28 protein-coding genes and 1 pseudogene are annotated in these 26,561 nt (G+C 71.8%); 17 read left to right on the top strand and 12 right to left on the bottom strand.

Annotated features, from left to right (window positions below; translation table 11 throughout):
* The first annotated feature begins 449 nt into the window (after nt 1-449).
* Nucleotides 450-1,094 carry a hypothetical protein gene (locus QF032_RS37380; protein WP_307048919.1) on the top strand — a complete coding sequence of 215 codons (645 nt, stop codon included), beginning with the start codon at nt 450-452 and terminating at the stop codon, nt 1,092-1,094.
* Nucleotides 1,095-1,176: 82 nt separating this feature from the next.
* On the opposite strand, the gene QF032_RS37375 is transcribed toward QF032_RS37380, so the two are convergent.
* The gene (locus QF032_RS37375) at nt 1,177-2,055 is read right to left on the bottom strand and encodes a DUF3626 domain-containing protein (protein WP_307048917.1); all 879 of its coding nucleotides are present in this window, start codon (nt 2,053-2,055) and stop codon (nt 1,177-1,179) included.
* A 383-nt stretch (nt 2,056-2,438) separates the two neighbouring features.
* Between QF032_RS37375 and QF032_RS37370 the strand changes: the two genes are divergently transcribed.
* Nucleotides 2,439-4,070: a protein kinase domain-containing protein gene (locus QF032_RS37370; RefSeq protein ID WP_373430434.1), complete on the top strand. Its 1,632-nt coding sequence runs from the start codon at nt 2,439-2,441 to the stop codon at nt 4,068-4,070.
* Nucleotides 4,071-4,078: 8 nt separating this feature from the next.
* Here the strand turns inward: QF032_RS37370 and QF032_RS37365 are convergent, their stop codons facing one another.
* From QF032_RS37365 to QF032_RS37355, 3 genes are all read right to left on the bottom strand, one after another.
* Nucleotides 4,079-4,489, bottom strand: coding sequence for a nuclear transport factor 2 family protein (locus QF032_RS37365; RefSeq protein ID WP_307048915.1), 411 nt, complete (start codon nt 4,487-4,489; stop codon nt 4,079-4,081).
* 1 nt (nt 4,490) lies between these two features.
* Entirely contained in the window at nt 4,491-5,297 is an 807-nt protein-coding gene (locus QF032_RS37360) for an MBL fold metallo-hydrolase (protein ID WP_307048913.1), read from the bottom strand.
* A 147-nt stretch (nt 5,298-5,444) separates the two neighbouring features.
* Nucleotides 5,445-5,786 (bottom strand): hypothetical protein, encoded by a 342-nt coding sequence (locus QF032_RS37355; RefSeq protein ID WP_307059557.1) that lies wholly within the window; start codon nt 5,784-5,786, stop codon nt 5,445-5,447.
* Nucleotides 5,787-6,153: 367 nt separating this feature from the next.
* Here QF032_RS37355 and QF032_RS37350 point away from each other — a divergent pair, with 367 nt between their 5' ends.
* Complete coding sequence (locus QF032_RS37350; protein WP_307059555.1) at nt 6,154-7,506, top strand: jacalin-like lectin; 1,353 nt, start codon at nt 6,154-6,156, stop codon at nt 7,504-7,506.
* A 79-nt stretch (nt 7,507-7,585) separates the two neighbouring features.
* On the opposite strand, the pseudogene QF032_RS37345 reads toward QF032_RS37350, so the two are convergent.
* A pseudogene (locus QF032_RS37345) lies at nt 7,586-7,726 on the bottom strand (helix-turn-helix domain-containing protein); the annotation flags it as partial.
* Here QF032_RS37345 and QF032_RS40775 point away from each other — a divergent pair.
* From QF032_RS40775 to QF032_RS37320, 5 genes are all read left to right on the top strand, one after another.
* Complete coding sequence (locus QF032_RS40775) at nt 7,665-7,958, top strand: MBL fold metallo-hydrolase (protein ID WP_373430433.1); 294 nt, start codon at nt 7,665-7,667, stop codon at nt 7,956-7,958. The pseudogene QF032_RS37345 and the gene QF032_RS40775 overlap by 62 nt on opposite strands.
* A 159-nt stretch (nt 7,959-8,117) precedes the next feature.
* Nucleotides 8,118-9,839, top strand: a complete 1,722-nt coding sequence (locus QF032_RS37335) for a SpoIIE family protein phosphatase (RefSeq protein WP_307059553.1) — start codon at nt 8,118-8,120, stop codon at nt 9,837-9,839.
* A gap of 311 nt (nt 9,840-10,150) precedes the next feature.
* Entirely contained in the window at nt 10,151-11,059 is a 909-nt protein-coding gene (locus QF032_RS37330) for a GNAT family N-acetyltransferase (RefSeq protein WP_307059551.1), read from the top strand.
* 123 nt (nt 11,060-11,182) lie between these two features.
* Nucleotides 11,183-11,605, top strand: a complete 423-nt coding sequence (locus QF032_RS37325) for an ATP-binding protein (RefSeq protein WP_307059549.1) — start codon at nt 11,183-11,185, stop codon at nt 11,603-11,605.
* 157 nt (nt 11,606-11,762) lie between these two features.
* Complete coding sequence (locus QF032_RS37320; protein ID WP_307059547.1) at nt 11,763-12,212, top strand: ATP-binding protein; 450 nt, start codon at nt 11,763-11,765, stop codon at nt 12,210-12,212.
* Nucleotides 12,213-12,265: 53 nt separating this feature from the next.
* On the opposite strand, the gene QF032_RS37315 is transcribed toward QF032_RS37320, so the two are convergent.
* Both QF032_RS37315 and QF032_RS37310 read right to left on the bottom strand, forming a co-directional pair.
* A complete protein-coding gene (locus QF032_RS37315) occupies nt 12,266-13,111 on the bottom strand; it encodes an RNA polymerase sigma factor SigF (RefSeq protein WP_307048899.1) in 846 nt (281 codons plus the stop codon).
* 185 nt (nt 13,112-13,296) lie between these two features.
* On the bottom strand, nt 13,297-14,520 hold the full coding sequence (locus QF032_RS37310; RefSeq protein ID WP_307048896.1) for a phospholipase D-like domain-containing protein: 1,224 nt from the start codon (nt 14,518-14,520) through the stop codon (nt 13,297-13,299).
* Between the two features lie 207 nt (nt 14,521-14,727).
* On the opposite strand from QF032_RS37310, the gene QF032_RS37305 reads away from it, so the two are divergent.
* The 5 genes from QF032_RS37305 to QF032_RS37285 all read left to right on the top strand — a co-directional run bounded on the left by QF032_RS37305 (nt 14,728) and on the right by QF032_RS37285 (nt 18,974).
* Entirely contained in the window at nt 14,728-15,348 is a 621-nt protein-coding gene (locus QF032_RS37305) for a hypothetical protein (protein WP_307059545.1), read from the top strand.
* A 313-nt stretch (nt 15,349-15,661) separates the two neighbouring features.
* Nucleotides 15,662-16,408, top strand: a complete 747-nt coding sequence (locus QF032_RS37300) for a TSUP family transporter (RefSeq protein ID WP_307059544.1) — start codon at nt 15,662-15,664, stop codon at nt 16,406-16,408.
* A gap of 124 nt (nt 16,409-16,532) precedes the next feature.
* Entirely contained in the window at nt 16,533-17,711 is a 1,179-nt protein-coding gene (locus tag QF032_RS37295; protein WP_307059542.1) for a spore photoproduct lyase family protein, read from the top strand.
* A 130-nt stretch (nt 17,712-17,841) separates the two neighbouring features.
* Nucleotides 17,842-18,240, top strand: a complete 399-nt coding sequence (locus tag QF032_RS37290; RefSeq protein ID WP_307048888.1) for a DUF6153 family protein — start codon at nt 17,842-17,844, stop codon at nt 18,238-18,240.
* Between the two features lie 89 nt (nt 18,241-18,329).
* Nucleotides 18,330-18,974 carry a DUF305 domain-containing protein gene (locus tag QF032_RS37285; protein ID WP_307048886.1) on the top strand — a complete coding sequence of 215 codons (645 nt, stop codon included), beginning with the start codon at nt 18,330-18,332 and terminating at the stop codon, nt 18,972-18,974.
* A gap of 51 nt (nt 18,975-19,025) precedes the next feature.
* On the opposite strand, the gene QF032_RS37280 is transcribed toward QF032_RS37285, so the two are convergent.
* Nucleotides 19,026-19,421 carry a DUF2267 domain-containing protein gene (locus tag QF032_RS37280; RefSeq protein WP_307059540.1) on the bottom strand — a complete coding sequence of 132 codons (396 nt, stop codon included), beginning with the start codon at nt 19,419-19,421 and terminating at the stop codon, nt 19,026-19,028.
* Nucleotides 19,422-19,572: 151 nt separating this feature from the next.
* Nucleotides 19,573-20,007, bottom strand: a complete 435-nt coding sequence (locus QF032_RS37275; protein WP_306945973.1) for an Hsp20/alpha crystallin family protein — start codon at nt 20,005-20,007, stop codon at nt 19,573-19,575.
* 132 nt (nt 20,008-20,139) lie between these two features.
* Here QF032_RS37275 and QF032_RS37270 point away from each other — a divergent pair, with 132 nt between their 5' ends.
* The gene (locus tag QF032_RS37270) at nt 20,140-20,895 is read left to right on the top strand and encodes a type III effector protein (protein ID WP_307048883.1); all 756 of its coding nucleotides are present in this window, start codon (nt 20,140-20,142) and stop codon (nt 20,893-20,895) included.
* Here the strand turns inward: QF032_RS37270 and QF032_RS37265 are convergent.
* The 3 genes from QF032_RS37265 to QF032_RS37255 form a co-directional block, all read right to left on the bottom strand.
* Nucleotides 20,822-21,520, bottom strand: coding sequence for a hypothetical protein (locus tag QF032_RS37265; RefSeq protein ID WP_307059538.1), 699 nt, complete (start codon nt 21,518-21,520; stop codon nt 20,822-20,824). The two genes, QF032_RS37270 and QF032_RS37265, sit on opposite strands and share 74 nt — an antisense overlap.
* A gap of 217 nt (nt 21,521-21,737) precedes the next feature.
* Entirely contained in the window at nt 21,738-22,031 is a 294-nt protein-coding gene (locus QF032_RS37260) for a putative quinol monooxygenase (protein ID WP_306945979.1), read from the bottom strand.
* Nucleotides 22,032-22,203: 172 nt separating this feature from the next.
* Nucleotides 22,204-23,166: a carbohydrate kinase family protein gene (locus QF032_RS37255; RefSeq protein ID WP_307059536.1), complete on the bottom strand. Its 963-nt coding sequence runs from the start codon at nt 23,164-23,166 to the stop codon at nt 22,204-22,206.
* Nucleotides 23,167-23,500: 334 nt separating this feature from the next.
* Here QF032_RS37255 and QF032_RS37250 point away from each other — a divergent pair, with 334 nt between their 5' ends.
* The 3 genes from QF032_RS37250 (at nt 23,501) to QF032_RS37240 (ending at nt 26,492) form a co-directional block, all read left to right on the top strand.
* Nucleotides 23,501-24,517 carry a sugar ABC transporter substrate-binding protein gene (locus tag QF032_RS37250; protein ID WP_306945981.1) on the top strand — a complete coding sequence of 339 codons (1,017 nt, stop codon included), beginning with the start codon at nt 23,501-23,503 and terminating at the stop codon, nt 24,515-24,517.
* Between the two features lie 146 nt (nt 24,518-24,663).
* Nucleotides 24,664-25,659, top strand: coding sequence for an ABC transporter permease (locus tag QF032_RS37245; protein ID WP_307048877.1), 996 nt, complete (start codon nt 24,664-24,666; stop codon nt 25,657-25,659).
* A complete protein-coding gene (locus QF032_RS37240; RefSeq protein WP_307048875.1) occupies nt 25,656-26,492 on the top strand; it encodes an ATP-binding cassette domain-containing protein in 837 nt (278 codons plus the stop codon). The genes QF032_RS37245 and QF032_RS37240 overlap by 4 nt, the downstream gene beginning before the upstream one ends.
* The last annotated feature ends 69 nt before the right edge of the window (nt 26,493-26,561 follow it).

Below are 26,561 nucleotides of genomic sequence, written 5' to 3'. Positions count from 1 at the left end.
TCCTCGACGAGGTCGGCCGGTCGTCCGCGGGCCCCTGGCCGTCCGGCCACGACCTTCGGCATCACCTTGGGGCAGGGGCTGCCCGGGCCCAGGTCGGGAAGCGACAGGGAGGTGTCCCAGGTCGAGGACGACGATGCGTGAAGGCTTGTACGGCCAGGACCACGGTCGGTAACAGGTTCTGCACTCGGGTCACAGAAGACGCCTCCATCGCATTGACGAAAATCAATGCGGGCTAATGGCTTCGCGTGGCGTTCTCAACGCCTCTTTCCGGCCCATTCGATGCGTGCGGGTGCGGGTGTCGCCGGGGGTGATGCAGGGATCCTGCCGCCGCCCCGGTAACCACTCTTCCGCACCCTGCCGGGTGGCTCGGCGCGAGCGCGCCGGGGACGATGGAGCCGCGTGACCAAAAGGCGTGAACAGCGGGAAACCTTGACGAAGGGTCCGACCTGATGAACGACGGTGCGTCCGGCGTGCAGGCAAGACCGCTGCGGGGGCGCGTCGCTTCCGCCGTCGCCGGTCTGATCGTGACGGCGGCGGGTGCGACGACGTTGGTCTCGTGCAGCAGCGGCGACGGTGACGGCGGCGGCGCTTCCTTCACCCCGCGCCCCTCCGCTCCCGACACGGCGTCCTTCTCCGGTGCCGCGCCGTCCGCACTCGCCTCGCTCGGCGCGTCCGTCGAGGAGTCCGTGCGCGCTGCCGCTTCCGCCGCCGCCTCCTCCGCCTCGGCGCGCGCCTCGGAGTTCGAGGCGTCGGTGTCCGCGGAGGTCGCGCGCGCCAACCAGGCCGCCGAGAAGAAGCTGAAGAACCTCGAAGGCCGGGGCAACGCGACCGCGGACGTCTCCCTCACCGGCAAGCCGCGCGCCGAGGCGGGCGGCCTGCTCGCCGTCATCGTGAACATCACCAACAGCACGGACGAGACGGCGTCCTACGCCGTCCAGGTCGATTTCCGCGACGCCGACGGCGAGGTCGTCGAGACGCGGTTCGTCGGCGCGGACGACCTCGCGCCCGGCGCCCGGGCCCACCCCCTCGCCATCAGTCGCAAGCCGCCCGAGCCGGCCCTGACCGCCGAGGTCGCCAAGGCCCAGCGCTCCTGAGCACTGCGGGTACCCCGGCCCCCGCTCCCGCCGTCCGGCCCTTCGGCGCCAAAAGAGTACGTGGCTTCTCCGTCCATGGCGGCTATCCGCTTCCCTGCACCGATTGGCCTGTGTCGTTCGTCCTCACGGGAGCGCCGAAGCGGGCCAGGCAGTGCCACACCTTCTTGACCGCCTGCGGGTCGTGGCGGCCGTCACGTGCCGCGTCTCCCAGGATGCGAGGGTCGAGCACGCCGTCGACGGCGATCCGCGCGCCCAGGTCGACGTACTCCTGACCGCGGTAGCCGGGGCGCCGCCGCAGTTCCTCGACCTGGAGGCGGAATCCGGAGTGCCACTCGACGGGACAGCCGAGACGCATCGCCGCGGCCTCGACGGCCGTGCCCCGGTAGCACGCGTCCAGGACCAGGGCCTCCACATGACGGTCCAGCCGGACCGGCCCGTGCACTTGGGCCTCGATGTAGTCGTCGAGGTCGTCCTGACGGTCGGCCAGGGCGAGCGCGATCAGCCTCATACGGGAGGCGACACCGAAGTCCGAGGGTTCGAGGAAGCTGTCCGGATAGCAGAACGTGGTGCGCGTAGCCGTCTGAACCGTCAGCCGGAAGTGCGCGGAGCCGAATCGCGGAGCCCCGCCGGCCGGCTTCCGGCGGAAGTTCAACGCCCCGTAGACGGGCCTGTCGTGAGCGGGCGCCGCGTCGTAGGCTCCGTCGAAGATCCGGCTCTCCCAGGCCCATCTGTCGCCGCCGGGATGCGCGGTCAGCCCGCCGTTTCCGGTCCCCGTGACGAACTGCGAGCGGTACAGCCCGTCCTCGGCCAGCGCCTCCACCGTCAGCCTGTCGCGGAAGACCCGGTCGGGATGGAAGTTCAGCGTCACTCGCAGTGTCGGGTCCATCGGCGGGCCGGACGCCAGCGTGGCGACATGACGCAGAGCCCGCTCCTGAGGGGTGTGCGAGACTTCGGAGATCATCCGCGCAGTGTCTCCCGGGCCGGTCCACGCGTGCACGTGGATTCCGTCGCCGCCGGGCAGGCGTCGCTGTTCACGCGGGCCGCTCGCCACGCGCCGACACGGCACGCATTTCCTCCGGCGGACCGGAGGGGACGCCTCCGGTGGGTGGGCAGAAGTGACCGAATTGCTGAACGAGCGCGCAGGCTGGGCTAGCCTCGTATTCCATGAGGGCGAACTAGCGTTCATCGAAAGTAACTTCGGGGGAATTCTTGTCGGGACAGCGACCGGGACCTGCTGACGATGCGGCGGCGACGCTGCGGCAGACCGGTGCCTCACCACTGCGGCTCGGCGATCCCGGGCGCGTCGGCCCGTATACGCCGGTGGCACTGTTAGGCAGTGGCGGCATGGGACGGGTCTACCTGGCCCGCCCCGGGGACGAGAGTCCCGGACTGGTCGCGCTGAAGGTGATCAGGCCTGAATACGCGGAGGATCCGAGCTTCCGGCGCCGGTTCGAACGGGAGGCGTCGGTGCACGCCCGGCTTCGGACGCCGCACACGCCACGGCTGTGCGGTACGGGATTCGAGGACGAACTGCTGTGGATGGCCACGGAGTACCTCCCCGGCTTCGACCTGGCGGAAGCCGTACAGGAGGACGGCACCCTGGAGACGTCCGCGGTCTGGCGTCTGGTGGGGGACCTGGGCCGGGCGCTCGCCGGGCTCGCCGTCGAGGGGATCGTGCACCGGGACCTGAAGCCGTCCAACGTGCTGCTGTCCGTCCGGGGCGCGCACGTGATCGACTTCGGCATTTCCAAGGCCGCCGACGCGAGTGCGATCACCGGTACGGGCAACCGCGTGGGCACACCGGCCTACATGTCCCCCGAGCACCTGAGGGAGGGCCGCTCCGACACGGCGTCGGACGTGTTCTCGCTCGCCGGGACGCTCGCCTACGCGGTGACGGGCCGGGCTCCGTTCGGCGACGGCACCGGCGTCGACGTGATGCACCGGGTGGCGTTCGAGGAACCCCACCCCGAGGTGATCGGTGAGATCTCCGCGGCGGACCCGGAGCTCGGCGCGCTGCTGACCGCGTGTCTGGCCAAGGAGCCCGCGCAGCGGCCCACGCCGCAGCAGCTGATCGCCGCGGCCGAGAGCCACGCCGTCCCGTCCGCCGTGCCGTCCGACTGGCCGGAGCCGCTGAACGCGAAGATGCAGGCCCGGCAGCGGGCGTACGAGAAGCTGCTCCGCCTGCCTGTCGCCGGCACGCCCCGGCTCCGGTCGACGGGCGCCCCGTCGGCGCTCCTCGCCGCACGCAAGCCTGAGTCCGGGCCGCCCGTCGCGTCACCGCCGGCGGCCGAGAGCGACCCGGCCGCGCCACCGTCGGGGCGGTCGGGACCGGCACAGGCCCCCGCCCGGAACCGGCGCAAGCCCCTGCTGATCGCCGCCGCGGCCCTCTCGACCTGCGCCGTGGGCGCGGCGGCCTTTCTGCTCACCGGCCAGGACCCTCCCGCCACCGCCTCTCCGGAAGCCGGGGTCACGAGGGCCGTCGACGGCGGATCCGGTCACGTCTCCACGGCGTCGGTCTCCCCGAGCGCGAGCGCTCACGCCCGCCCCGACGTCGACGGCGCAGCCGTCGAGAACCGCGGCGGCACGACCGCCACCGCCCCGGGCGCCGGGCCGTCGGCCTCCCCCGTCGGCCGTCCCGTCAACGCCTCCGCTCCCGGAACCGCACCGGAGAGTTCTCCCTCCGCCACCCCGTCCGCCGCCGACCCGTCCGCCGTGACCGACACGGCGCCCTGGCTCTCCGAGTGCACGTACTACTCGGGCAAGGCCCGCACCCGCCTCGGCGACACGGGCCGACGCGTCCAACAGGTTCAGTGCATGCTGTCCAAGCGCGGGTACAGCGAGGGAAGCACCGACGCGGACGGTGAGTTCGGGTCCGGTACGCAGGCCGCGGTCCAGAGCTTCCAGAGCGAGCGGGGGCTCAAGGCCAACGGCGTCGTGCGACCCGACACCTGGACCGCGCTGCGCACCACCGAGTGACGGACGGGTCAGTCGGTCATCGCGTCGCGGACGAGCGCGGTGTCGACGAACTGCTCGAAGCGGACGATGAGTCCGCCGCGCACGACGAAGTGGTGCGCCACCCGGACGTCGATCGGCTTGCCGGTGGCGTTGTTGACGGCGGTGTAGCGGGCCAGGACGACGACGTTCTCACCGTCGACGACGTAGGCGTCGTCGTGGGCGGTCCAGCCCGTCCAGTCCTTGCCGAGCTGTGCCATCACGTTGGCGGTGACGCCGTCGGGAGTGCGGTAGGTGCCGGCGAGGGGGAAGCCGGCCATCTCCGTCCACTCGACGTCCGGGGCGAGGGTGGCCCGAAGTGCCTCCAGGTCACCTGCCGCGGAGGCCAGGTACTGGCGGCGTACGACGTCGGCGGGGGCCGCGGAGGTCGCGAACTCGCTCATGTCAGCCCCACTTCATTTCGCCCTTGGCGACCTTCGCGCCGATCTGCGCGGCGATCAGCATCCCGTTGTCCGGGTAACGCCTGACCAGCGCCTCGGCCAGGGCGGCGCCGTCGGCGGCCTTGCCGAGCTCCTCCTCGAAGGCGAGCAGGTAGTCGCGGGTCGCGGTGATGGCGGTCGGGTCCGCCGCCGTGCCGGGCAGGCGGTGACCCGGCACGACCAGTTCCGGGTTCAGGGCGGCCATCTCGCCGAGCAGGTCGATCCAGGCGGCGCGGTCATCGGGGGTGGGCGTGTCGGCGACCCAGACGTGCTCCTGCTGGAAGAGCAGGACGCCGCCCAGCAGGGCATGGTGCTCGGCCTGCCACAGGTAGTGGCGGTCCGGCAGCGCGGCCGGGCCGCCCTTGAGCTCGAAGGTGTGGCCTTCCAGGGTGAGGTCCCCGGTGAGGGGCTCCAGGTCCACCAGGCGGGTGGGCAGGTTGGGGCCGAGCGCCGCCCACGCCTTGAGCTTGCCCTCGTAGGAGTGCTGGATGTGCTCGATGACGAGCGGGGTGGCGACGAACGCCGCTTCCGGGAAGGCGTCGGCGAGAACCTCCGCGCCGAAGTAGAAGTCGGGGTCGGCGTGACTGACGAAGACGGTGGTCAGCCGCTTGCCGGAGTCGAGGATCGCGGCGGCCAGGCGGTGCCCGTCGGCGCGGGTGAAAGCGGCGTCGACCAGCAGCGCGTCGGTCTCGCCGGTGACGAGGGTGGCGGTCTTGTTCTTGCTGCCGACGGGGAAGTCCAGGTCGAGGATCTTGAAGTCTAGCGTGCTCATGACGGTTCCTTCGGGGGTGATCTGGGACGGGGCAGTGGTCGGGGACGGGGCAGCGGTCGGGAGAGGGGGCAGCGGTCGGGAGAGGGGCCGGCGATCGGGCGGCGGTCGACGGAAGGGTCGGCGGTCGGGTCGGCGGGACGGGGTGGGTCAGGAGGGGCGGGTGGCGGAGAACGCCGCGAGGCGTCGCTCCACGTCGTCGGCGGTGGCTCGGCCGCGGGCCAGCGCGGTCGTGCGCTCCCCGTCGACGGCGAGGAGGGTGGGGAAGCCGTCGACGCCCAGCCCGGCGGCGCGCGCGAAGTCGGCTTCCGCCGCCGTCCGTGTCCCGGGCGCTCCGAAGGCGGCGGCATCCTCCGCACCCAGGCCCGCCTGCCCGCCTCCGGAGACGACCTCGACGGCGAGCTCCGGATGCCGCGAGATCACCTCGCGGAGCGTCGGGGAGAAGCCGTGCGACCAACCGCAGTAGGCGTCGAAAACGTAGATCAGCTTCATCGAGGACCTCGGCAGAACGGTGTGGCGCCCACCTGATGCGAGCGGTTCACCTGACCAACAATACCTGACTCGTCAGATATTCCGGCGATCACGCGGGCATCCCGCCGCCCACGCCCGCCGCCCACCCATCCTTTGCCGCCACCCACGAACCCCGCCAGGAACCTCAGGCCGAACGCCCGCCGCACACAAGCCCGTTCGGGCGCATCCGAAAGGTTCACCTGCCCGACACCGGGCGGCAAGCCACAGCCTGACCCATGGACCAGACCACGCGGTCAAGTTTTGATCTCCCTTGACAGAGGCGACGACAGAAGCGGGTTACCAGCGGTAGGTTCCCGCTGCCCCTCCCCACACACAGGAGTTCCACTTCATGCGCCGTCTTCTCACCTGCCTCACGGCCGCGGCCATCACCTGCGGCGGATTCGTCGCGACCGCGACCCCCGCCGCCGCCGTCGCCGCGGATCCGGCATCCGGCTCCTTCAGCACCCTCACCTACAACGTCGCGGGCCTGCCGGCGATCATCTCCAGCGCCTCCACGCCCCGCGACACCAGTACGACGGCCATCGGACAGCGCATCGCGCCCTACGACATCGTGCACGTCGAGGAGGACTTCAACTACCACTCCTACCTCTACGCCGCCGACACCGCACACGCCTACCGCACCCCCACCAGCGGCGGCGCCGCCATCGGCAGCGGCCTCAACACCCTCTCGAAACTCCCCTACGACGCCGACGACTTCGAGCGGGTGCGCTGGAACTCCTGCCAGGTCGACTCCGGCGACTGCCTGACCCCCAAGGGCTTCACCTTCATCCGGGAACGGCTCGCCGAGGGCGTCTACGTCGACTTCTACAACCTGCACACCAACGCCGGCACCAACGACGGCGACCTCGCCTCACGCGCGGACAACCTCGCCCAGCTGACGGCCTTCATCAAGACCCACTCCGCCGGCAACGCCGTCGTCGTCATGGGCGACACCAACACCCGCTACACCCGCTCCGGCGACACCATCGCCGAGTTCGGCGCCGCCAACAAACTCACCGACGCCTGGGTCCAGTTGGTCCGCGGGGGCACCCCGCCCGCCAAGGGCAGCGGCGACCTCGTCTGCGTCCAGACCGGGCCCACCGTGCCCAACACCTGCGAGGTCGTCGACAAGGTCCTCTACCGCGGCAGCAGACTGGTCACGCTCAACGCCACGTCCTACAACAACGAGCACGCCAAGTTCCTCACCGGCGACGGGCTCATGCTGTCCGACCACGACCCCGTCGGCGTCGGCTTCTCCTGGTCGCGCAACCCGGACCTCCAGCTCAGCGACCAGTTCGGCGGACCCCACGGCGACTACTACAACGACATCGACGCCGTACCGGCCGGCGTGAGTCCCGTCAGCCTGTCGCTGCGCAGCGGCTCCCGCGTCGACGGCGTCGCCCTGACCCTCGCGGGCGGCAAGGTGCTCACCCACGGCGGCACCGGCGGCACGGTGTCGACCCTGACTCTGGGCAGCGGTGAGTACGTCACCTCCGCCCAGCTGTGCCAGGGCCAGAAGGACGGGCTCACGCGCGTCTTCTCCGCCAAGTTCACCACCAACCTCGGCCGCGGCCTGTCCGGCGGTACCACCACGTCCGACTGCGTGACGCGCACCGCGCCGTCGGGATGGCAGGTCGCCGGGTTCCACGGCCGCGCCGGGGGCGAGATCGACAAGCTCGGTCTCATCTACACGAAGCGCTGACCCCGTCCCCTGCGCCGAACACGCGGCAGCGGCCTCCGGGCCGTCGCCGCGTGCCGCTGCCGGCTCGCACGAGCCCGACTCACGGCTGGCTCTGGTGCGCCTGCCGGAAAGCACCGGGGGTGACTCCGGTGTGACGGGTGAAGAACTTGCCGAAGTAGGTGGGTTCGGGGAAGCCGAGGCGGCGGCCGATCGTCGCCACGGGTTCGTCGGTGTGGGCGATCGTGATCGACGCCCAGCTGAACCCCGTCTACGCGGACGAGGCCGCCGCCTACGCCAGGGGGCTCGGCAAGCCGCTGGACCGGCTCATCGTCACCCACGCGCACCCGGACCACCACAACGGCGCGGCGAGCTTCGACGCGCCGGTCCACGTGATCGCCAACCGGTCCCTGTTCCCCGCCACCGCGCCGGCCGGCGCCGCCCCGGACGCTGCCGGAAGGCCCGCCGCCCCTTGAGCCGGCGCGCTGCGCCCACCGTCCTCCGGCCCGTGGCGGTCCCGACGCGAGGCGGGACAGGACCGCTCCTCGCGGCGGCTTCGTTTCGAGCTGCCGGGGCAGTCGGGAAGCGGATATCGTCGAGCGGGCGTGCCGGCGGTGAGCTGAGGAGATGTGGGCATGGCAGCAGAACCGGAGCGGGAGGAGAGCCACGGAACGGGGCCGCTGGCGGCACCTGTCACCGCGCCGGCCGAGGGACTCGACGCCATCGGGACCGGGGCTTACGTCGTGGACGAGCAGGGCCGTATCCTCGCCGTCAACGCACTCACCGAGCAGCTGCTGGACCGACCCGCCGCGGATCTGCTCGGCCACGACGCGCACGACCTGCTGCATCGGGACGCCCACGGACAACCCCTGCCTAGAAGCCAGTGCAAGATGCGGCAGGCGTTCCACGCCGCTCGTACCGAGCAGGCCCCGGAGGACTACTTCGCACGCGGGGACGGTTCCCTGCTGAAAATCGCGTGGCTGATAACCCCGTTCGGCCTCGCAGGCCACGCGAACACCACGCTCGTCCTCTTCCACGCGCCTCATCCGGGGGAGGCCGGCGCACGGCCCGAGCAGGCGCCCACGCTGCTGCCGGAGATCGAGCGTCTCGCGCTGCTGGCCGCGACGACCACGCAGCTGACGTCCACCCTCGACGTCGAGGAGGCGCTGCGCCGGCTGGTGACCCTGGTGCTGCCGCGGCTGGCGGACTGGGCCGTCATCGACCTCATCACCGAGCGCGACGAGGTGTGGCGCACCGTCGTCGTGGAGGCGGACGGCGGCGAGCTGGTGCGCCACGAGGAACTCGAGGGACCGATGCCGCCGATCCCCGAGGAGTCCCCGATGCCCCTGTCCCGGGCGCTGCGCGGGGTCGCCTCGACCCTGGCCGGCCCGCAGACCTACCAGGGGCCGCCGGATTCCGGCATCGCGGTCGAGCAGCGCCGTCTGTTCGAGGCCACCGGCGTGCACTCCGCGGCCATCGCGCCCATCCGCAGCACACGGGCGGTCCTCGGGGCGCTGACCCTGGGCCGCGCCAAGCAGCCCGGTGACTTCCACACCACCGACCTTCCGCTGCTCGAGGACATCGCCCGGCGTACCGGCCTCGCCCTGGACAACGCGCGCCTCTACCAGCGCCAGCGCAAGGTCGCCGAGACCATGCAGAACCACCTGCTGCCCCAGATGCCGCGCGTGCCCGGCCTGCAGATGACGGTCCGCTACCTGCCCGCGCCCGACGCCTCGCAGGTGGGGGGCGACTGGTACGACGCCTTCTCCCTCTCGGACGGCGCCACCGCGCTGGCCGTCGGCGACGTCGTCGGTCACGACCTGGAGGCGGCGGCCGGCATGGCGCAGGTACGCAACATGCTCCGCGCCTACGCATGGGCTCTGCACGAGCCCCCCAGCCAGATCGTGGCCCGACTCGACGAGGCGGTCATGCACATCACCGACGTCGCCATGGCCACCCTGATCCTCGCCCGGGTCGAAGCGGCCGACGACGGCAACTGGCGACTGTCCTGGACCAACGCGGGCCACCCGCCACCCCTGTTGATCAGTCACGACGGCCTGGCCGAATACCTCACCGGAGGACACGGCATCCTCCTGGGCACCGGCGCCCGCAGGCCCCGTGCCGACGCCACCGTCCTGCTGCCGCCCGGGTCCACCCTGCTCCTCTACACCGACGGCCTGATCGAGGAACCGGGCCACACGCTCGACGAGGGCCTGCATCGGCTGCGCCGGCACGCCGCCGCCCTGGCCCACCGCCCTCTGGCCTCCTTCACCGACCTGCTGCTGCGCCGGGTCCGCCCCGTCGCCAACGACGACGACGTCGCCCTCCTCGCCCTGCGGACACCCGCCCGGACATGACAGGCGTCCGGGCCGGGTGGCCGCGGCGCCGGGTCTCGGCGTGCCGTGCCGTCGGGGGTGCGGCCCGAGGAACGTTCCACCGCCGGCGTCGACGACCCGCCCGGTGGTCCGGCGCGCCGCGTCGGCGACGTCCTCGGGCCCGCTTGGACGATCGAGCGCCGTCGCCGCCGCGATGAACTCCGCCGGGCCCGGCGCTTGGAACGACGCTCCGTTCGCCGCGGCCCGCGTGGCGCCGTGTCCATTGCCGGACGCACCGCACGAGCGGCAACTCGCCTGCGAGAGCGTGCCGTTAGAGTGCTCACGTGACACACGTGGCAGCATTCACCCTCCTTGACGACAGCGCGGAATGGCGGTCCGACTTCGAGCGGCGGCGACGTGCCTCATACACGGCGGCCGGTCTCGGAGCCGCCGCGGCGGACCGCATGCTGGAGGACGCCGGCGCCGGTGACTGGACCGTCGCCGAGATCACGGACGCCGGGACCCGGGTGGGTCATGTCGCGGTCGTGGTGACCGACGCCGACGGCATCCTCGTGGGCCGTATCGGCGATCTCCGCGTCGACGCCTCCCACACGGGCCGGGGGCACGAGCGGGCCGCGCGGGAGTGGGCCGAGCAGTGGTGCGCGCGGCGCGGCGCGAGCAGGGTGGAGGTGCGGCTCACCGAGCCCGCCGGCAGGCTGTTCGACGGTTACCGTCTCCGCGGCCAGCTCAGAGCGCGGCGCGTCGACTCCCCGCCGACAGCACTGGAGGGTGTCACCGCACGGCCGATGACACCGGCCGAATATCGCGGGTGGCTCGACGCGGAGAAGGCCGCCTACATCGCCGACATCGTCCGCTCGGGAGCCCTGAGCCCCGAGGGGGCCGTGCACAAGTCGGACCGTGACTTCGCCGAGCTGCTTCCCGAGGGCCTGGCGACGCCCGGCCACGCCTTCCTGGTGCTCGAGGCGGCCGGAGAGCGGATCGGCACCGGCTGGCTGAGGCACGGGCACCTGCCGGGCGTCACCTACGGCTACTCGCTGCACGTCGAGGAGCGGCACCGCGGCAAGGGGTTCGGACGTGCCGCGATGGCGGCAGGCGAACAGGCCGCCTTCGCGGCCGGTGACGGCGCGCTGATGTTCACCGTGTGGGGCGGCAACGACGTGGCCATGAGCCTGTACACGAGCGCCGGTTACCGCGTCGTGGAGGAAAGCCGCTCGACCGACGTTCCGCGCCCCACTGCCTGAGGCGCCTGAGCGCTCCCCCCGCCCCCGCATGGGGGCGCATTCTCCTGCGGCGACCTTGGGTCCGGTATTTCTGGGCAGACGGGACATCGACGACGGCTCGTTCGGTTGGCGCAAGGAGAGACAGTGGCGAAGGACTCATCGCTGAGGGCTGTGGGGTGGGCGCGCTCACTGCCGCTGAACAGCGGGGCGAAGACGGCCCGGGACTGGACGCGCGCGCACCTGGAGACGCTGGCCTGGTCGAGGACCTCGCCCGACCTGGTGGATTCCGTGGTGCTGGCCGTGTCCGAACTGGTCACCAACGCCCATGTGCACGCCCACAGCGCGGCGCAGCTGATCCTCACCTGGGACGAGGAGTGCCTGCACGTGACCGTGCACGACTCCTCCCCCCGGCTCCCCGAGCCGCGCGACCCCGGCACCTCGGCCCCTGGGGGGCGCGGTCTGCTGCTGGTCGACGCTCTCGCCGACGACTGGCTCGCCTATCACTGCCCCCGCGGCAAGAAGGTCACCGCCTGCTTCCAGCCTCCGCCTCAGCCGGATCCGCGGTGAACGGCGTGGCGTGAGGCCCGGCGCAGGCCCCGGAACGGGCCGTCACGCGGCGCACGGGCCTCCGGCGCCTCATGAACGGAAGGTCAGCGGGTATCCGCATCACACGACCACGACGACCCCTGACCCATCGACGAGGACGACCCCCGGGAAGAGTTCTATGGCCACCCCCCTTGAAGACCGGGCATCGCACGCACGCAAGCCCCCGACCCCGCTGCTGTTCAGCGCCGCCTGGGACACGCCGGGTGCGTCCATCGCCGACGCCCGTGCGGCGGTGCGCACGCTGCTGGCCCGGGCCGGACACCACCCCGACCAGCGGCCGAGCCAGGACGCCCAGCTCGTCGTCAGCGAACTGGTCACCAACGCACTGCGTCACGCGCCCGGACCGGGCGGGCTGGCGCTGGAAGTGACACCGGACGCCGCCCTGCTGCGCGTCACCGTGAGCGACAGCTCTCCCCGCCCGCCCGAACTGCGCGCCCACGACGCCGGCCGGATCGGCGGACACGGCCTGCGTCTGGTGACCCGGCTGTGCGACCAGTTGCAGACCGTCGCCCTGGAAACCGGCAAACGCGTCGTCGCGCATCTGCGTCTGTACGCGCCCGCCCACTAGTCGGCCCACTGTTGCCCGTGGTCGGCCGAGTGTTTCCGGTGGCCCCGGTGTGTTCAGCGCTCGGTGAGCATGCCGTCCCGCAGTCGGGCGAGCGTGCGCGACAGCAGCCGGGAGACGTGCATCTGCGAGACGCCCAGACGTTCGCCGACCTGGGCCTGGGTGAGCTCCTCGACGAACCGCATGTGGAGGATCTGCCGGTCCCGCTCGTCGAGTCCGGCGATCAGCGGGGCCAGGGCGTGGAAGTCCTCGACCAGCTCCAGCGCCTGGTCCTCGGCTCCGATGAAGTCCTGCAGCGCCGCTTCGCCGTCCTCGTTGCCGCTGACGGCGGCGTCCAGGGAGGAGGAGTGGTAGCCGTTGGCGGCGAGGCGCGCCTCGCACACCTCGTCCTCCCCGAGGCTCATCAGCTCGGCGAGCTCCCTGGTGGTGGGCGTACGGCCGAGGCGGCTGCGCAGTTCCTCCGTCGCGCGGGCGAGCTGGACGCGGGCCTCCTGCAGCCGGCGCGGCACATGGACGGCCCACGTGGTGTCCCGGAAGAACCGCTTGATCTCACCCACGATGTACGGCACCGCGAACGAGGTGAACTCGACCTCACGGGTCAGCTCGAACCGGTCGATCGCCTTGATCAGACCGATCATGCCGACCTGGACGATGTCCTCCATCTCCTCCGGCCCCCGACTGCGGAACCGGCCGGCCGCGAACCGGACCAGAGACATGTTCATCTCGATCAGCGTGTTCCGCGCGTACTGGTACTCCGGCGTCCCCTCCTCCAGCACCGCGAGCTGGTCGAAGAAGATTCGGGAGAGTTCGCGAGCGTCCTTGGGCGCCACCTGCGAGGGGCGGGCGATGTCCGGCAGTTCGTGCGCCTGCCTGTCCGTTGCCGTCGCGCTCCTGAGCGTCATGACCTGTCCCTCCCGCATCGTCGAAGCCACCCGCGGCGCCGCCCGAACGGGGTCGGCGCCGTCCGGCGGATACCCCTTTATTCTGCCTCCATGCCTGCGCTCACAGGAAATGCGGGGTGACCTCGGGGATCAGCGCCACGAACCATCAGGGCGCCTGGCGGCCGGCGAGCGGCGGGGGCGGCGGGTCACAGGAAGCGGCGGATGGGCACGACGGCCGCCTCTCGCGCCCTCTGCAGCACGGAACGCCGCTTCCACCGCCCCTCCCGGATCAGCGTGGCGGCCCGCACGTCGTCGTCGAAGTGGCGGTCGAGGGTGCCTGTGAAGCTCTCGTCCAGCACGGCGAGCATGATCTCCTCGTCGTGATCCAGGGAGCGGCGGTTGAAGTTGGTGGAGCCGACCAGTGCGGCGACGCCGTCGACGGTGATGACCTTGGCATGCATCATCGTCGGCTGGTACTGGTAGATCTTCACCCCGCAGGCGGTGAGCGCCTCGTAGTGGTGCTGGCCGGCCAGCTGGCAGACCCGCTTGTCGGTGTGCGGTCCGGGCAGCAGGATCTCCACCTCGACGCCCCGCCGTGCGGTGGCGCAGAGCAGGTCGACGAAGTACTCGTCGGGTGCGAAGTAGGCGGTGGCCAGGCGGAAGCGGTGCTCCGCCGACTCCAGCACGACCCGGATCAGCGTCTGCATGTCCTGCCAGCCGAAGCTGGCCGAGCCGCGCACCACCTGCACCACCGCGTCGCCCTGCGGACGGTGCTGGACGAAGCGGTCGCGCTCGTCGAAGAGTGCGTCGTGGCATTCGGCCCAGTTCTGCGCGAAAGCGGCGGCTATGCCGTCCACGGCCGGCCCGCGGACCTCGACGTGGGTGTCGCGCCATTCGTGTGCGTTGCGGGCGTCGCCGCACCATTCCTCGGCGATGCCGACCCCGCCGGTGAAGGCCGTCTGCTCGTCGACGACCAGGACCTTGCGGTGGCACCGGTGATTCTGCTTCAGCGGTGACAGGAGCAACGGTCTGCGGAACCAGGCCACTTGCACGCCGGCCTGTTCCATCTCCGCCAGCAGCTCCTTCTCGATCAGTCTGCTTCCGAAGCCGTCCAGCAGCAGCCGTACCCGCACACCGGCCCGGGCCCGGTCGGCCAGTGCCCGCGCGAAGTCCCGGGCGATGTCCCCCTTCCAGTACACGAACGTCATCATGTCCACCGTGTGCTCGGCGGACCGGATGCCCGCCAGCATCGCCGGGAAGATCTCGTCACCGTTGCGCAGAGCGGTGAGCGCGTTGCCCTCGGTCGCCGCGATGCCGATCAGCCGCTCCAGTCGACGGCGTATGCGTGCGGCGCGCTCCTGCGCGGTCCCCCGGGCCGGGACGCCGGCGAGGGAGGCGGTGGACTCGGGCCGTTCCTGCGTACTGGTCATGACTCATCACCTGGCCGGCGCTCATGGGAGACGAAAGCCGCACTGCCCGGACCGGCTCGGGACGCGGCGAGCAGCAGGTACCCCCGAGTTCCCGCGACACCCGTCGGTCGGGGCGAGTCGTCCCTCACTGCGGCGGCGCGTGGCCGGACACCGCAAGGGGTAGCCGTTCCCCGAGGTGTGTCGCGTGCGAAGGGCGGGAGAACCGGCATGAGACTGCGCTTCGACGGCTGGATCGCGGGCCTGGGCACGTCCCACGGAACGCGCCTCGTGCTGGGGCACTGGGCGCGGTCGCCGTTCGGGGCGTTCAGCGATGTGATGGTGGAGCGTCCCGACGGAGAACGGCTGCTGTTCGCCCCCACCCGGGAGACGGCGGACTTCGTCAGCGGGACCTATGTCTTCGACCGTGTGTGCGTCGTCCCGGTCGACGTGAGCGTCGACGGCGACACGTGGACCGTCGCGGCCGGCCCGCTCCTGCTGCGTTTCACCACCGGCCGGCGGGGGCTGCTGGGCCTCCTGCTGCGCGTCGTGCCCGGCTCGCTCGCCCGTCGTCCGGCATGGAGCGCGCTGACGGACCTCCCCGCCCGGGTGCTGCTGCCGGGCGTGCGCACCCGCGGCAGCGCCGGCGGGGACCGCAAGGAGTGGTACGGGGCCCGTGACCTGCGGCCGGTCCGCACGGTGTCGGCGACGTTCGAGGGCGGCGACCTCGGTGTCGTCGCACCCGTCGATCCGCCCGTGCGGTTCGGGTTCGGTTCGGTGCCGCGCACTCCCGCCCTCACCCGGGTCACGACGACCGTGCGACTCGGCACGGAGGAACCCGGCCCCTCGTGACAGGCGCCCGGCCGCCGCGGTCTCGGCCCTCGCCCCGACAACCCCCGTCGCCCGGGCTCCTGCCGTCGGCACGGACGTCACCTGGGCGTTCGGAGCCCCCGCTCGTGCAACTCGTCCACGGTAGGCAGAACCCCGCCGACTGCGCCTTCTGGCGATATCCGCTCCTCGACGGGCCCCCGCGCGTGAACATCTCGTTGCCGACCGGCCGCGCCGCCCGCGGCCGTGGTCATACTCGTGCGGCGGCCGAGGGGAGCGACGGTGGAATGGTGGACGGTCCTGGGAGGGCTGGTGGCGGGGGCTGTCGATCGCGGTCGTGACCGCGCCGGTCGGCGTGTCCGGGGCGGTCTTCCTCCTCCCGGTGCAGCTGAGCGTGTTCGGCGTGCCGAACCCCGCGGTCACGCCGACCAACCTCCTCTTCAACCTCGTCGCCGGACCGGGCGCGTTGTGGCGCCACAACCGGACCGGCGTGCTGCACGGCCCGCTCACGCGGCGCCTGGTGACCGGCACCGTGCCCGGCGTGGTCCTCGGCGCCACGATGCGGGTCTTCGCCCTCCCCGGGCCGGGTGTGTTCCGCCTCCTCATCGCGGCCCTCCTCCTCCCGCTCGGCCTGTGGCTGTGCGCACGCACCCTGCGGCCCGCGCCCGCCCGGGGCACCGGCGCCGCCACCGCCGCCGATGGGCCGCCTTCCTCCTCCGTCACCGTGCTCGCTCTGGCCGTCGGCATCGTGGGCGGGATCTACGGAATCGGGGGCGGGTCGCTGCTCGGTCCGATCCTCGTCGGCCGTGGACTGCCCGTCGCCCTCGTCGCGCCGGCCGCTCTCGCCTCGACGTTCGTCACCTCGGTCGTCGGCGCGATCACCTTCGCCCTGCTGTCGACGGTCAGCGGCGGGGAGGCGGCGCCGGACTGGCTCCTGGGCCTCGCCTGCGGAGTCGGCGGCCTGCTGGGCGGGTACCTCGGCGCACGTCTTCAGCCCCGACTCCCGGAGACCGCTCTGCGGCTCCTCCTCGGCGCGCTCGCCACGGCGATCGGCGCCCTGTACGTGATGCAGGCCGCTCGCTGAGGGCGTGCCCCACCCCGGGACACGGTCGGCGCTGATCCAGGCGGTCGTACAGTGGGTAGTCCGTACGCCTTCGCTGTCGATCCGGCCAGTTCCGCTCGTCCACCTCCACCCCACCGGAATGTGTATGCGCCAGCCGTTCGCCGCCTCGGCCGACGACGCCGACGCCCTGTTCGGGCTCGACGCCCTCGGCCCCGAGCCCGTGACGGCGAGCTCCGGCCGGCCGTCCTTTCGCGACTCCGACGCCGCACACCGTCTGTTGTGCGTGCGGGAGATCCACGCCGAACCCGCGGCCGCGGCCTCGCCGCGGGGCCGGCAGATCATCGGCCGTTTCCCCGGGGCCCGTCTGGTCGAGGTCGAGTCCCACTGGCGCATCCCCGGGCTGCACGGCAATGAGGGCAACGTCGCGCGCTGGGTGCGCGTCAAGGGCGAGACGCTCGTCCTCGGCGAGCGGAAGTCACTGAGGACACGTCCCAACGGCCGGTCCGCCGACTGGATCGCACCGGGCGCCTCCAACGGCTGCGCGATGTCCTGCGCCTACTGCTACGTGCCGCGCCGCAAGGGATACGCCAACCCGATCACCGTCTTCACCGACATCGACCGGATCGTCGCCCACATCGGCCGTCACATCACCCGGCAGGGCTCGAAAACCGAGCCGAACCAGTGCGACCCCGAGGCCTGGGTGTACGACATCGGGGAGAACGGCGACTGTTCGGTGGACGCCCTGATCAGCGACAACACCGCGGATCTCGTGCACGCCTTCCGGCGGTGGCCGACAGCCAAGGCCTCCTTCGCGACGAAGTTCGTCAACCCCGACCTGCTGGCGCTGGACCCCCGTGGCCGGACCCGCGTCCGCTTCTCGGTGATGCCCCCGGAGGACTCCCGGCTGCTGGATGTGCGCACGTCACCGGTCGCCGAGCGGATCGCCGCCGCCGCGGACTTCCTCGACGCGGGATACGAGGTGCACTTCAACCTGTCCCCGGTCGTCGTCCGTCCGGGCTGGGAGCAGGCCTGGGCGGATCTGCTCGGGCACCTGGACGACGTCCTGCCCGACCGGGTGAAGCGGCAGGCCGCCGCCGAGGTGATCATGCTGACGCACAACCGGGAGCTGCACGAGGTCAACCTCAGGTGGCACCCTCGCGCCGAGGACGTCCTGTGGCGACCGGACCTGCAGGAGACCAAACGCTCCGAGAACGGCGCCCTGAACGTCCGCTACGCGAGCGCCACCAAGTCGCCGGCCGTGTCACGCCTCCGTGCGCTGGTGGCCGCCCGAGCCCCCTGGCTGCGCATCCGCTACGCGTTCTGAGCGCCGCGGCTCGCGACGCGCGCCGCCCGGCGGTGAACGCCGACGGGCCGACGACCGTACCCACGGCTGACACCGCCGAGCCGACACCGTCGATGAGTCCGTCCGCGACGTTCCCCCTAGGATGAATCCGATGACGATCCCGGAGCAGCGCCTCGCGCCGTCGCCTGTACGGCGGTGGCGTGCGCTGCTGGTGTTCGGGTTGCTGGCGGGTCTCCTGGCCATGCACGCCCTGGCGCCCGGGGGCGCCGTCCGCGAGCACGCCGGGCCCGGGCACATGAGGGCTGTCGCGGTCGGCGCGCACGAGCACTGCGCCGGGGACCACGGCGGGTGCGACGGGGGCCACCTCCATCACGCCGACCCCACCTGCGCGGCGGCCGCGGTGAGCGGTGCGCCGACTCTCGCCGCTCTCGTTCCCGACCCGGTGGCCGTGCCCGTGCGCACCGACGCCGCGCGCTCGTACGCGGCCCGGGTCCCGGACGAGGCACGCGCGCCGCCCTCTCTGGCGGAACTGCAACTCCTGCGGATCTAGACAGCACGCACCACGCCGCCTGCACGGCGACCCTCTGTGCCGCGGCATGTCCGGATCCCCTTTTCGCACGACCCCACAGGAGTTTCAGCATGCGCAACACTCGTACCCTGACCCGCCGCGCCGCCGTCTCGGCCGCCTGCGCGGTCGCCGCGCTCGTTCTCGCCGCCTGCGGTGGCGGCGGCGACAGCAGCGGCAGCGGCAGCGGGCCTACGGCCGCTCACGGCTCCACGTCGGCGTCGGCCGGCGCGCACAACGCGCAGGACGTGTCCTTCGCGCAGGGCATGATCCCGCACCACCGGCAGGCTCTGGAGATGGCGCGGCTGGCCGCCGGGCGGGCGTCCTCGGCCCGGGTCGAGGACCTCGCCGCGCGCATCGAGAAGGCGCAGGAACCGGAGATCAGGACCATGAGCGGCTGGCTGACGTCCTGGGGTGAGGATGTCCCGGGCTCCTCCGGCAGCGACGCGGAGTCCATGCCCGGCATGGATCACTCGGGCTCCGGGATGCCCGGCATGATGGCCGCCTCGGACATGGCCGCCCTCGGGAAGGCGTCCGGCAAGGACTTCGACGCCAGGTTCCTCGCGATGATGGTCGACCATCACAAGGGTGCCGTGGACATGGCCACCGCCGAGAAGAAGAAGGGCGCGTACGCGCCCGCCACGTCCCTGGCCGACGACATCGTCGCCGCGCAGACCGCCGAGATCACCGAGATGAACGAACTTCTCGGCAACGGCTGACCGTGGAAGAGGGGAGGGGGCGCTCGCGGTACGCCCCCTCCCCTCCCCGGTTCAGGCCGCCTGGGTGAGTTCGGCGCGGCCGAACAACAGGGCGTAGCCGGAGGGGAGCCGGTCGAGGACACGGCCGAGCAACTCCTCGCCGGCGAGTTGGGCCACGACCCGCAGGACGGTGCTGGCGTCCCAGCGGGTGGTGGCCGCCGTGGCGCCGGTGCGGGACGCCAGGTCCTTGACGAAGCCCCAACCCGTGAGGCGTTCGGCGTCGGAAGTCGCCGATGTGAAGGCGACGGCCGCCTCGTGCGGCAGCCTGGCGGCGAGCTCCACCCGCTCGTCGCCCGCGAGTTGACGCCCGAGCGCGGCCAGCACGGCGCGCGCGGACTCCTCGGCCTGGGCGCGGGTCGGATACGCGCCTTCGTACCGCACTCTTTCCAGCATCTGCTCGAACGTCATGCCCACGGTGGACCGGCATGGCTCCTGCAGGGTGATCATCGGTGACGCGGATGCCTTTCTCGTCTGAGGTGATCGGGGTCGGGTGGGGAAATCGGGGAGCGGTGGCCGGCGGTTCGCCCGCCGGCCACCGCAGTCGCCCGGGAGCGGGGAGTCAGCCGCTGATCTGCCGGTGCGAGGAGCCGCGGCCGATGGCGACCTTGCGGGGCTTGGCGCGCTCGGCGATGGGGATGCGCAGGGTCAGCACACCCGCGTCGTAGTCCGCCTCGATGCGCTCGGTGTCGAGGGTGTCCGCCAGTACGAGCTGCCGGGAGAAGACCCCCAGGGGCCGCTCGCTGAGCTCCATCTGCACGTCGTCCGCCTTGGCGACGGGCCGCCGCTCGGCCTTGACGGTCAGCATGTTCCGCTCGACGTCGATGTCGATGGCGTCCGGGGAGACACCGGGCAGGTCGAGGGCGATCACGTACTCCTCGCCCTCACGGTAGGCGTCCATCGGCATCGCCGACGGGCGCGACCACGTTCCCGTGGTGTTCAGGAGCTGCTGGGTGAGTCGGTCGAGCTCGCGGAACGGGTCGGTGCGCATCAACATCGGGAAACACCTCCAGTGTTCGGTTCAGGCACTTGCTGCCAATGCGGGGTGACCTGCCACCGTTGTAACATGTCATCGAAACGATGACAAGCAAGATGTCGTCCATACGATGACGACGCCCCCGGAGGCGACATGACCGACGCCGATCACCACCGCCCGCACCCCGTCACGCCCGCGTCCTTCCTCGCGGCCGCGGCCCTCGACACGATCAACGAGGCGCTGCGCACCGCCGGGAGCCCGCCGGCGGGCGGGCCTCCCGCGTCCACCCGGCCCAGCTCGGAACAGGCGCTCGCCGCACTCCTGTTGCTCCGCGAAGTGCGCGACAGGCTCGCCGGATGGGAGCCGGGCCTGATCGAGGAGGCCCGGGAGGCGGGCGCCAGCTGGGCCGACCTCGCGCACCCCCTCGGCGTCTCCAGCCGCCAGGCCGCCGAACGCCGCTACCTGCGCGTTCGCCCCGGGAACCCCGGCTCCACGGGCGAGCAACGCGTCCAGGCCACCCGCGACCGCCGCGCCGCCGACCGCACCGTCACCGCCTGGGCGCGTGCCAACGCCGCCGATCTGCGCCGGCTCGCCGGACAGATCACCGCGCTCGGCGACCTGCCCGCCGCCGCCCGCACCCCCCTCGTCGAACTCTCCGCCGCCCTCGCCGCCGACGACGCGGCGGCCCTCGTCGGCCCCCTGGCCGGCACGCGCTCGTATCTGACCCCGGACCATCCCGAACTCGCCGCGCGCGTGGACGACGTGGCCCGCCACACCGACCGCCTCCGCCGCGACAGCGGCGACCAGCGCCGGGGGCCGGTTTCCGCCGACCGGCTCAACTCCCGGGACGTGCGACGTGGGCGTGGGGCTGATGGGGCTGATGGGGCTGATGGGGCTGATGGGGCTTGAAGAGGACCAGCACCTCGACGTCGTGGCCGCCGCCGGGCGGCTGGGCCAGCCTGGGAAGCGTCGTCATCAGCGCCGAGTGGCCCTGGGCGACGCCCTTCTGACACGGGCCCCGACCGGCCGCCTCGGCGAGGTCCGTCGCGGCCGCGGCGAAGACGTCCCGGCTTCCGAACAGGAAGAAGGTGCCGGCGTGGGTGGCGTGCCGCACCTGGTCTCGGAAGTCGGCCCACCTCTCGCGTTCCACCCACCGTGCGGCGTCCCTGGCGGTGCGGCTCTCGTCGGTGCCTGCGGTCAGGGGCGTGCCGTGCACCAACTTGCGCCGCAGTTCTGGCCACTTGGCGGCGCGCAGACCGAGCGTGTGATGGATAAGGACGAGGTCGACCGGTGTGCCGAAGCCCTCGTCGGGCTGAGGGGAGTCGCGCAGCGGCACGTGGACGATCGTGTGCCGGGAGTAGGCGGCGAAGGAGAACAACCCCGAGAGCAGGCGCAGCCCTCCCTGGTCGCCGAACAGGGCGCCGATGGGCTCGGGTGCGCTCAGCGAGATCCGGCGCGGAGGCTCCCACGGCTGGACGACGCGATGCTCGTGCGGACCCGTGCGGGGCCTGAACTGCCGCAGCCTCAGCCGCATACGACGTACCTCATGGCCTCAGGATCGCGGCCGGCACCGCTTGTCGGCAACGGAGATTACGCGTGCGGCGATCAGCCGTCTTCGCCGCCGCCCCGCACTCCGGACGACGGCCGGTCTCGCCCGACGATCCCCCGTCCCCCCGTCCCCCCGTCCCGCCGTCCCCCGTCCGCCCGAATGTCCGCCGGTCCACCCGTCCGCTCGCCGGTCCGTCCGTCCGTCAGGCCAACGGGTCGAGGAAGGTCAGCACGGAGGCGGTCTCCTCGATCAGCGGAGTGAGCGCGGCGTTGAAGGGACCGCCGTACGGGGCGTTCAGATGGGCCTGGAAGGCGTCCTCGTCCCGGTACACCTCGAAGATCCAGAAGGCGCGCGGCTCGGCGGCCTTGGTGTAGACGTCGAAGGCGATGTTGCCCTCTTCCTCGCGCACCGCGAGGGCGTAGTCGCCGATCAGGCGGGCGACCTCGTCCTGCGCTCCTTCGCGGGCGGTGAACTCGGCGAGCAGGGTCTTCTTCACGGTCTCGTGTCCTTGTCCGTCAGGGGCGGTGTGGCGAGCTGTGCGCGGCGGCCGTTCGACGTCGCCGCCGGCTTGTGTCATCGATGACATCGGGTGGGCCGATGATGGGCGCGGTCCGCCCCGCGCGTCAACGGCCCGGCGTGGACCGCGTCCGGCCGGTCGGTCCGGACGCTCAGGCTCCGCCGGTGGGCGAAAGCTCTGCCAGCTGGTCCAGCCACGGCGGATTGGGGCCGGCGACCGAGCACGTCAGGGCCGCGACCCGAGCGCCGAACCGGCAGGCTTCCGCGACCTCGTCGAGGCCGAGACCGGCCAGCCGGCCGCCGAGGAGTCCGCGGGCGCCGAGGTGGTGCAGAAGTCCGGCGGTGAAGGAGTCCCCGGCGCCGACGGTGTCGACGACCCGCGTGGTCACCGCGGGCACCCGCACCCGTTCACCGTCGAGCGACGCCAGTGCGCCGTCGGCGCCGAGCGTGATCACCACGAGCCGCACCCCCGCGGCGTGCCAGGTGTCGCAGGCCTGCTCCGGCCCGGCGCCCGGCATCAGCAGCTCCAGGTCGTCCTCGCTCAGCCGCAGGATGTCGGCGAGGGAGCACCAGTGCGCCAGCCGGGCACGGTAGACCTCGGGGCGCACGAGCAGCGGCCGGACGTTGGGGTCGATGCTGATGGTGGCCTCGGGAGCCGCCGCCGCCAGGAACTCCTCCACGACCGCTCCGCCGGGTTCGCGGACCAGTGCCAGCGACCCGGTGTGCACGCAGGCCGTCCCGGACAGGTCCACCGCCGCCAGTTCCCCGGCCGTCCACTGCCAGTCGGCCGTGTTCTGCGCGTGGAACGAGTAGGCCGCCTGACCACGGGCGTCCAGCTCCGCCACCGCCAGTGTGCTGGGCTCGGCGGCGGAAATCGCGTACGACAGGTCCACGCCGGACTCCTCCAGATGGGCCCGGAACAGACGGCCGAACACGTCGCCTGACAGCCGTGCGAGGAAGCGGGCCGGGGTGCCGAGCCGGGCCAGCGCCACTGCCGTGTTCGCGGGTCCGCCGCCCGGCAGCACCCGCAGAGCGAGTTCGTTCGAGGCGTTGACCGGTTCCGCGAAGGCGTCCGCGACGCACTCTCCCAGAACGGTGATCTGACGCGGGCTCATGGGCTGCTCTCTCTCGGAAAGGCGGGGAAAAGGCTCGGAAACAACTCGGAGAACGGTACGGAAAACGACTCAGGACGGCTGTGGACGGCTGTGGGCGGCTCGGGCGGACGGGACGGAGGGGCGGCCCGGAGCCACCGCGGCCGAGCGGCTGCGCGGAGACGGCGGCTGGGGGCGTTGCCGATTTGTGACGGGTGGAAGGCATTGACGTTGCCGGGATCCGGAGTCCATCATCCTCGCCAGGAAGTGTCAACGATGACATAAGTCAACGATGACACCCCGGGCGGCACGCTCTGATCCCTACCCGGTGCCGCCCGCTATCCCACAGGAGTCGATCATGTCTCGCACCACTCGCCTGTCCTCCTCCCTCCTCAGAGTCGCCGCGGTCACGGGCGTCGCGGCCCTCACCCTGACGGCCTGCGGGTCCGGCTCCGGTTCGGGCTCCTCGAGCTCCGGCTCGGGCGAGGTGAAGGTCGGGCTGATCACGAAGACCGACACCAACCCCTTCTTCGTGAAGATGAAGGAGGGCGCGCAGAAGGCGGCCAAGGAGAACGGCGCCCAGCTCTCCACCGCAGCGGGCAAGTTCGACGGGGACAACGCCGGGCAGGTCACCGCCATCGAGAACATGGTCGCCGCCGGGGTCAAGGGCATCCTGATCACGCCGAGCGACTCCAAGGCGATCGTGCCCGCGATCGCGAAGGCCCGTGCCAAGGGTGTTCTGGTCATCGCCCTGGACACGCCGACCGACCCGCAGAGCGCGGTCGACGCCCTCTTCGCCACCGACAACCTGAAGGCCGGCCAGCTGATCGGCGAGTACGCCAAGGCCGCCATGAAGGGCAAGACCGCGAAGATAGCCGCCCTGGACCTGGCGCCCGGCGTCTCCGTGGGCGTCCAGCGGCACGACGGCTTCCTGAAGGGCTTCGGCGCCACGGACAAGGACGTCGTGTGCGCCCAGGACACCGGCGGCGACCAGGCCAAGGGCCAGACCGCGATGGAGAACTGCCTGCAGAAGTCCCCCGACATCAACGTCGTCTACACGATCAACGAACCGGCGGCGCTGGGCGCCTACACCGCGCTGAAGGCGAAGGGCCGGGAGAAGGACGTCCTGATCGTCTCCGTCGACGGCGGCTGTACCGGCACCCAGGCGGTCAAGGACGGCAAGATCGCCGCGACGTCGCAGCAGTACCCGCTGAAGATGGCGGCCGAGGGCGTCAAGGCCGTCGTGACGTACGCCAAGGACGGCAAGAAGGCGTCCGGTTACACCGACACCGGCGTCACGCTGATCAGCGACAAGGCACAGGACGGGGTCGCGTCGAAGGACACCGCCTACGGCCTGGAGAACTGCTGGGGCTGAGCCGCCCCGCAGGACCGTACGACACGTCACTCCCCTCAGCGGGGCGGCCGGCCCACCTCCCCGGACGACCGCCCCCCTTGTCCCGGCGGCGGGGGCTTCGCCCCCGTCCTCCGACAAGGACAACTGTCTTCCGACAAGGACTTCGCATGACAGCCACGACCACGCCGTACTCGGAGCTCAAAGCACCGACCACGGTCCGCAGACTGCTCACGGCGCCGACCACCGGACCCCTGGCAGCCCTCCTCCTGGCCTGCGCCTTCTTCTCCTTCTCGACCGACCAGTTCCTGACCGGCGGGAACTTCTCGCTGATCGTGCAGCAGGTCATGGTCGTCGGCACCCTCGCCATCGGACAGACCCTGATCATCCTCACGGCGGGGATCGACCTGTCGTGCGGGGCGGTGATGGCCTTCGGCAGCATCGTGATCGCCAAGATGGCCGCCGAGGGTTCGGTCCCGCCGCTCGTCGCGATCGCGCTGGGTCTGGCCGTCTGCGGCGGCTTCGGGCTGCTCAACGGGCTGCTCGTGCAGAAGATCCCGCTGCCGCCGTTCATCGTGACGCTCGGCATGCTCAACGTGGCGTTCGCGCTGACCCACATCTACTCCGAGGAGCAGACGGTCACCAGCCTGCCGGGCTCCCTGACCGCGCTCGGGGAGACCTTCCCGCTCGGTCACACGGACATCACCTACGGCTCGCTGGTCACCATCGCCCTGTTCCTGCTCCTCGCCTACGCGCTGAGCAGCACCGGCTGGGGCCGGCACGTATACGCGCTGGGCAACAGCGCCGAGGCCGCCCGCCTCAACGGCATCCGCACCTCGCGCCTGACCATCGGCATCTACACCGTGGCCGGACTGCTGTACGGCATCGCCGCCCTGCTGCTCATCTCCCGTACCGGGGTGGGCGATCCGCAGGCCGGACAGACCGACAACCTCGACAGCATCACCGCCGTGGTCCTCGGCGGCACCAGCCTCTTCGGCGGACGCGGCTCGGTGCTCGGCACCTTCATCGGCGTCCTCATCGTCGGTGTGTTCCGCAACGGACTGCAACTGATGGGCGTCGCCTCCATCTACCAGACCCTGATCACCGGCGTCCTGGTGATCCTCGCGGTGACCGTCGACCAGATCTCCCGGAAGAAGGCCCGATGAGCGCCACCTCCTCCCCCACGCCCGTGCTGCAGGCCCGCGGCCTGGTCAAGCGGTACGGCCAGGTCACCGCCATCGACGGCGCCGACTTCGACCTCCTGCCCGGCGAGGTCCTGGCCGTCATCGGCGACAACGGGGCCGGCAAGACCAGCCTGATAAAGGCCCTCACCGGCGCGGTCGTCCCGGACGCGGGCGAGATCCGGCTGAACGGCAGCCCCATCACGTTCTCCGGTCCGCAGAGCGCCCAGGCCCACGGCATCGAGACGGTCTATCAGGACCTCGCCGTGGCCGCCTCCATGGACATCGCCTCCAACATGTTCCTCGGGCGTGAACTGCGCCGCACCGGCGTCCTCGGCAGCGCCCTGCGCATGCTGGACAAGAAGCGCATGCGCCAGGAGGCGGCCGAGCACATGGCCGACCTGAAGATCGGACTGCGCTCGCTCACCCAGGCCGTGGAGACCCTCTCCGGCGGACAGCGCCAGGCCGTCGCCGTCGCCCGCGCCGTCGCCTGGGCCCGCTCGGTCGTCGTCATGGACGAACCCACCGCCGCCCTCGGCGTGAAGGAGTCCGGCCAGGTCCTCGACCTGATCCGCCGCGTCCGCGACAAGGGCATGCCGGTGGTCCTCATCAGCCACAACATGCCGCACGTCTTCGAGATCGCCGACCGGATCCACGTCCACCGCCTCGGCCGGCGCGCCGCCCTGATCAAGCCCTCCGACTACTCCATGGCCGAGGTCGTCGCCATCATGACCGGCGCACTCACCGTCGACGAGGCCGGGGATACTGTCGTAGCGGATTCGGAGGCCGCCAAGGCCGCCGGTGTCCAGGCCACCTGACAGCACAACCGCTCTCGCCGTTCCGGCCGAGGCCGCGGCCGGAACCGAGAGCCCTCAGGAGACGGTTAC

This window comes from Streptomyces achromogenes, from assembly GCF_030816715.1.
Lineage (GTDB): Bacteria > Actinomycetota > Actinomycetes > Streptomycetales > Streptomycetaceae > Streptomyces > Streptomyces achromogenes_A.
The sequence above is the reverse complement of the archived record's forward strand: the minus strand, read 5'-3'. Positions and strand labels throughout refer to the sequence as shown.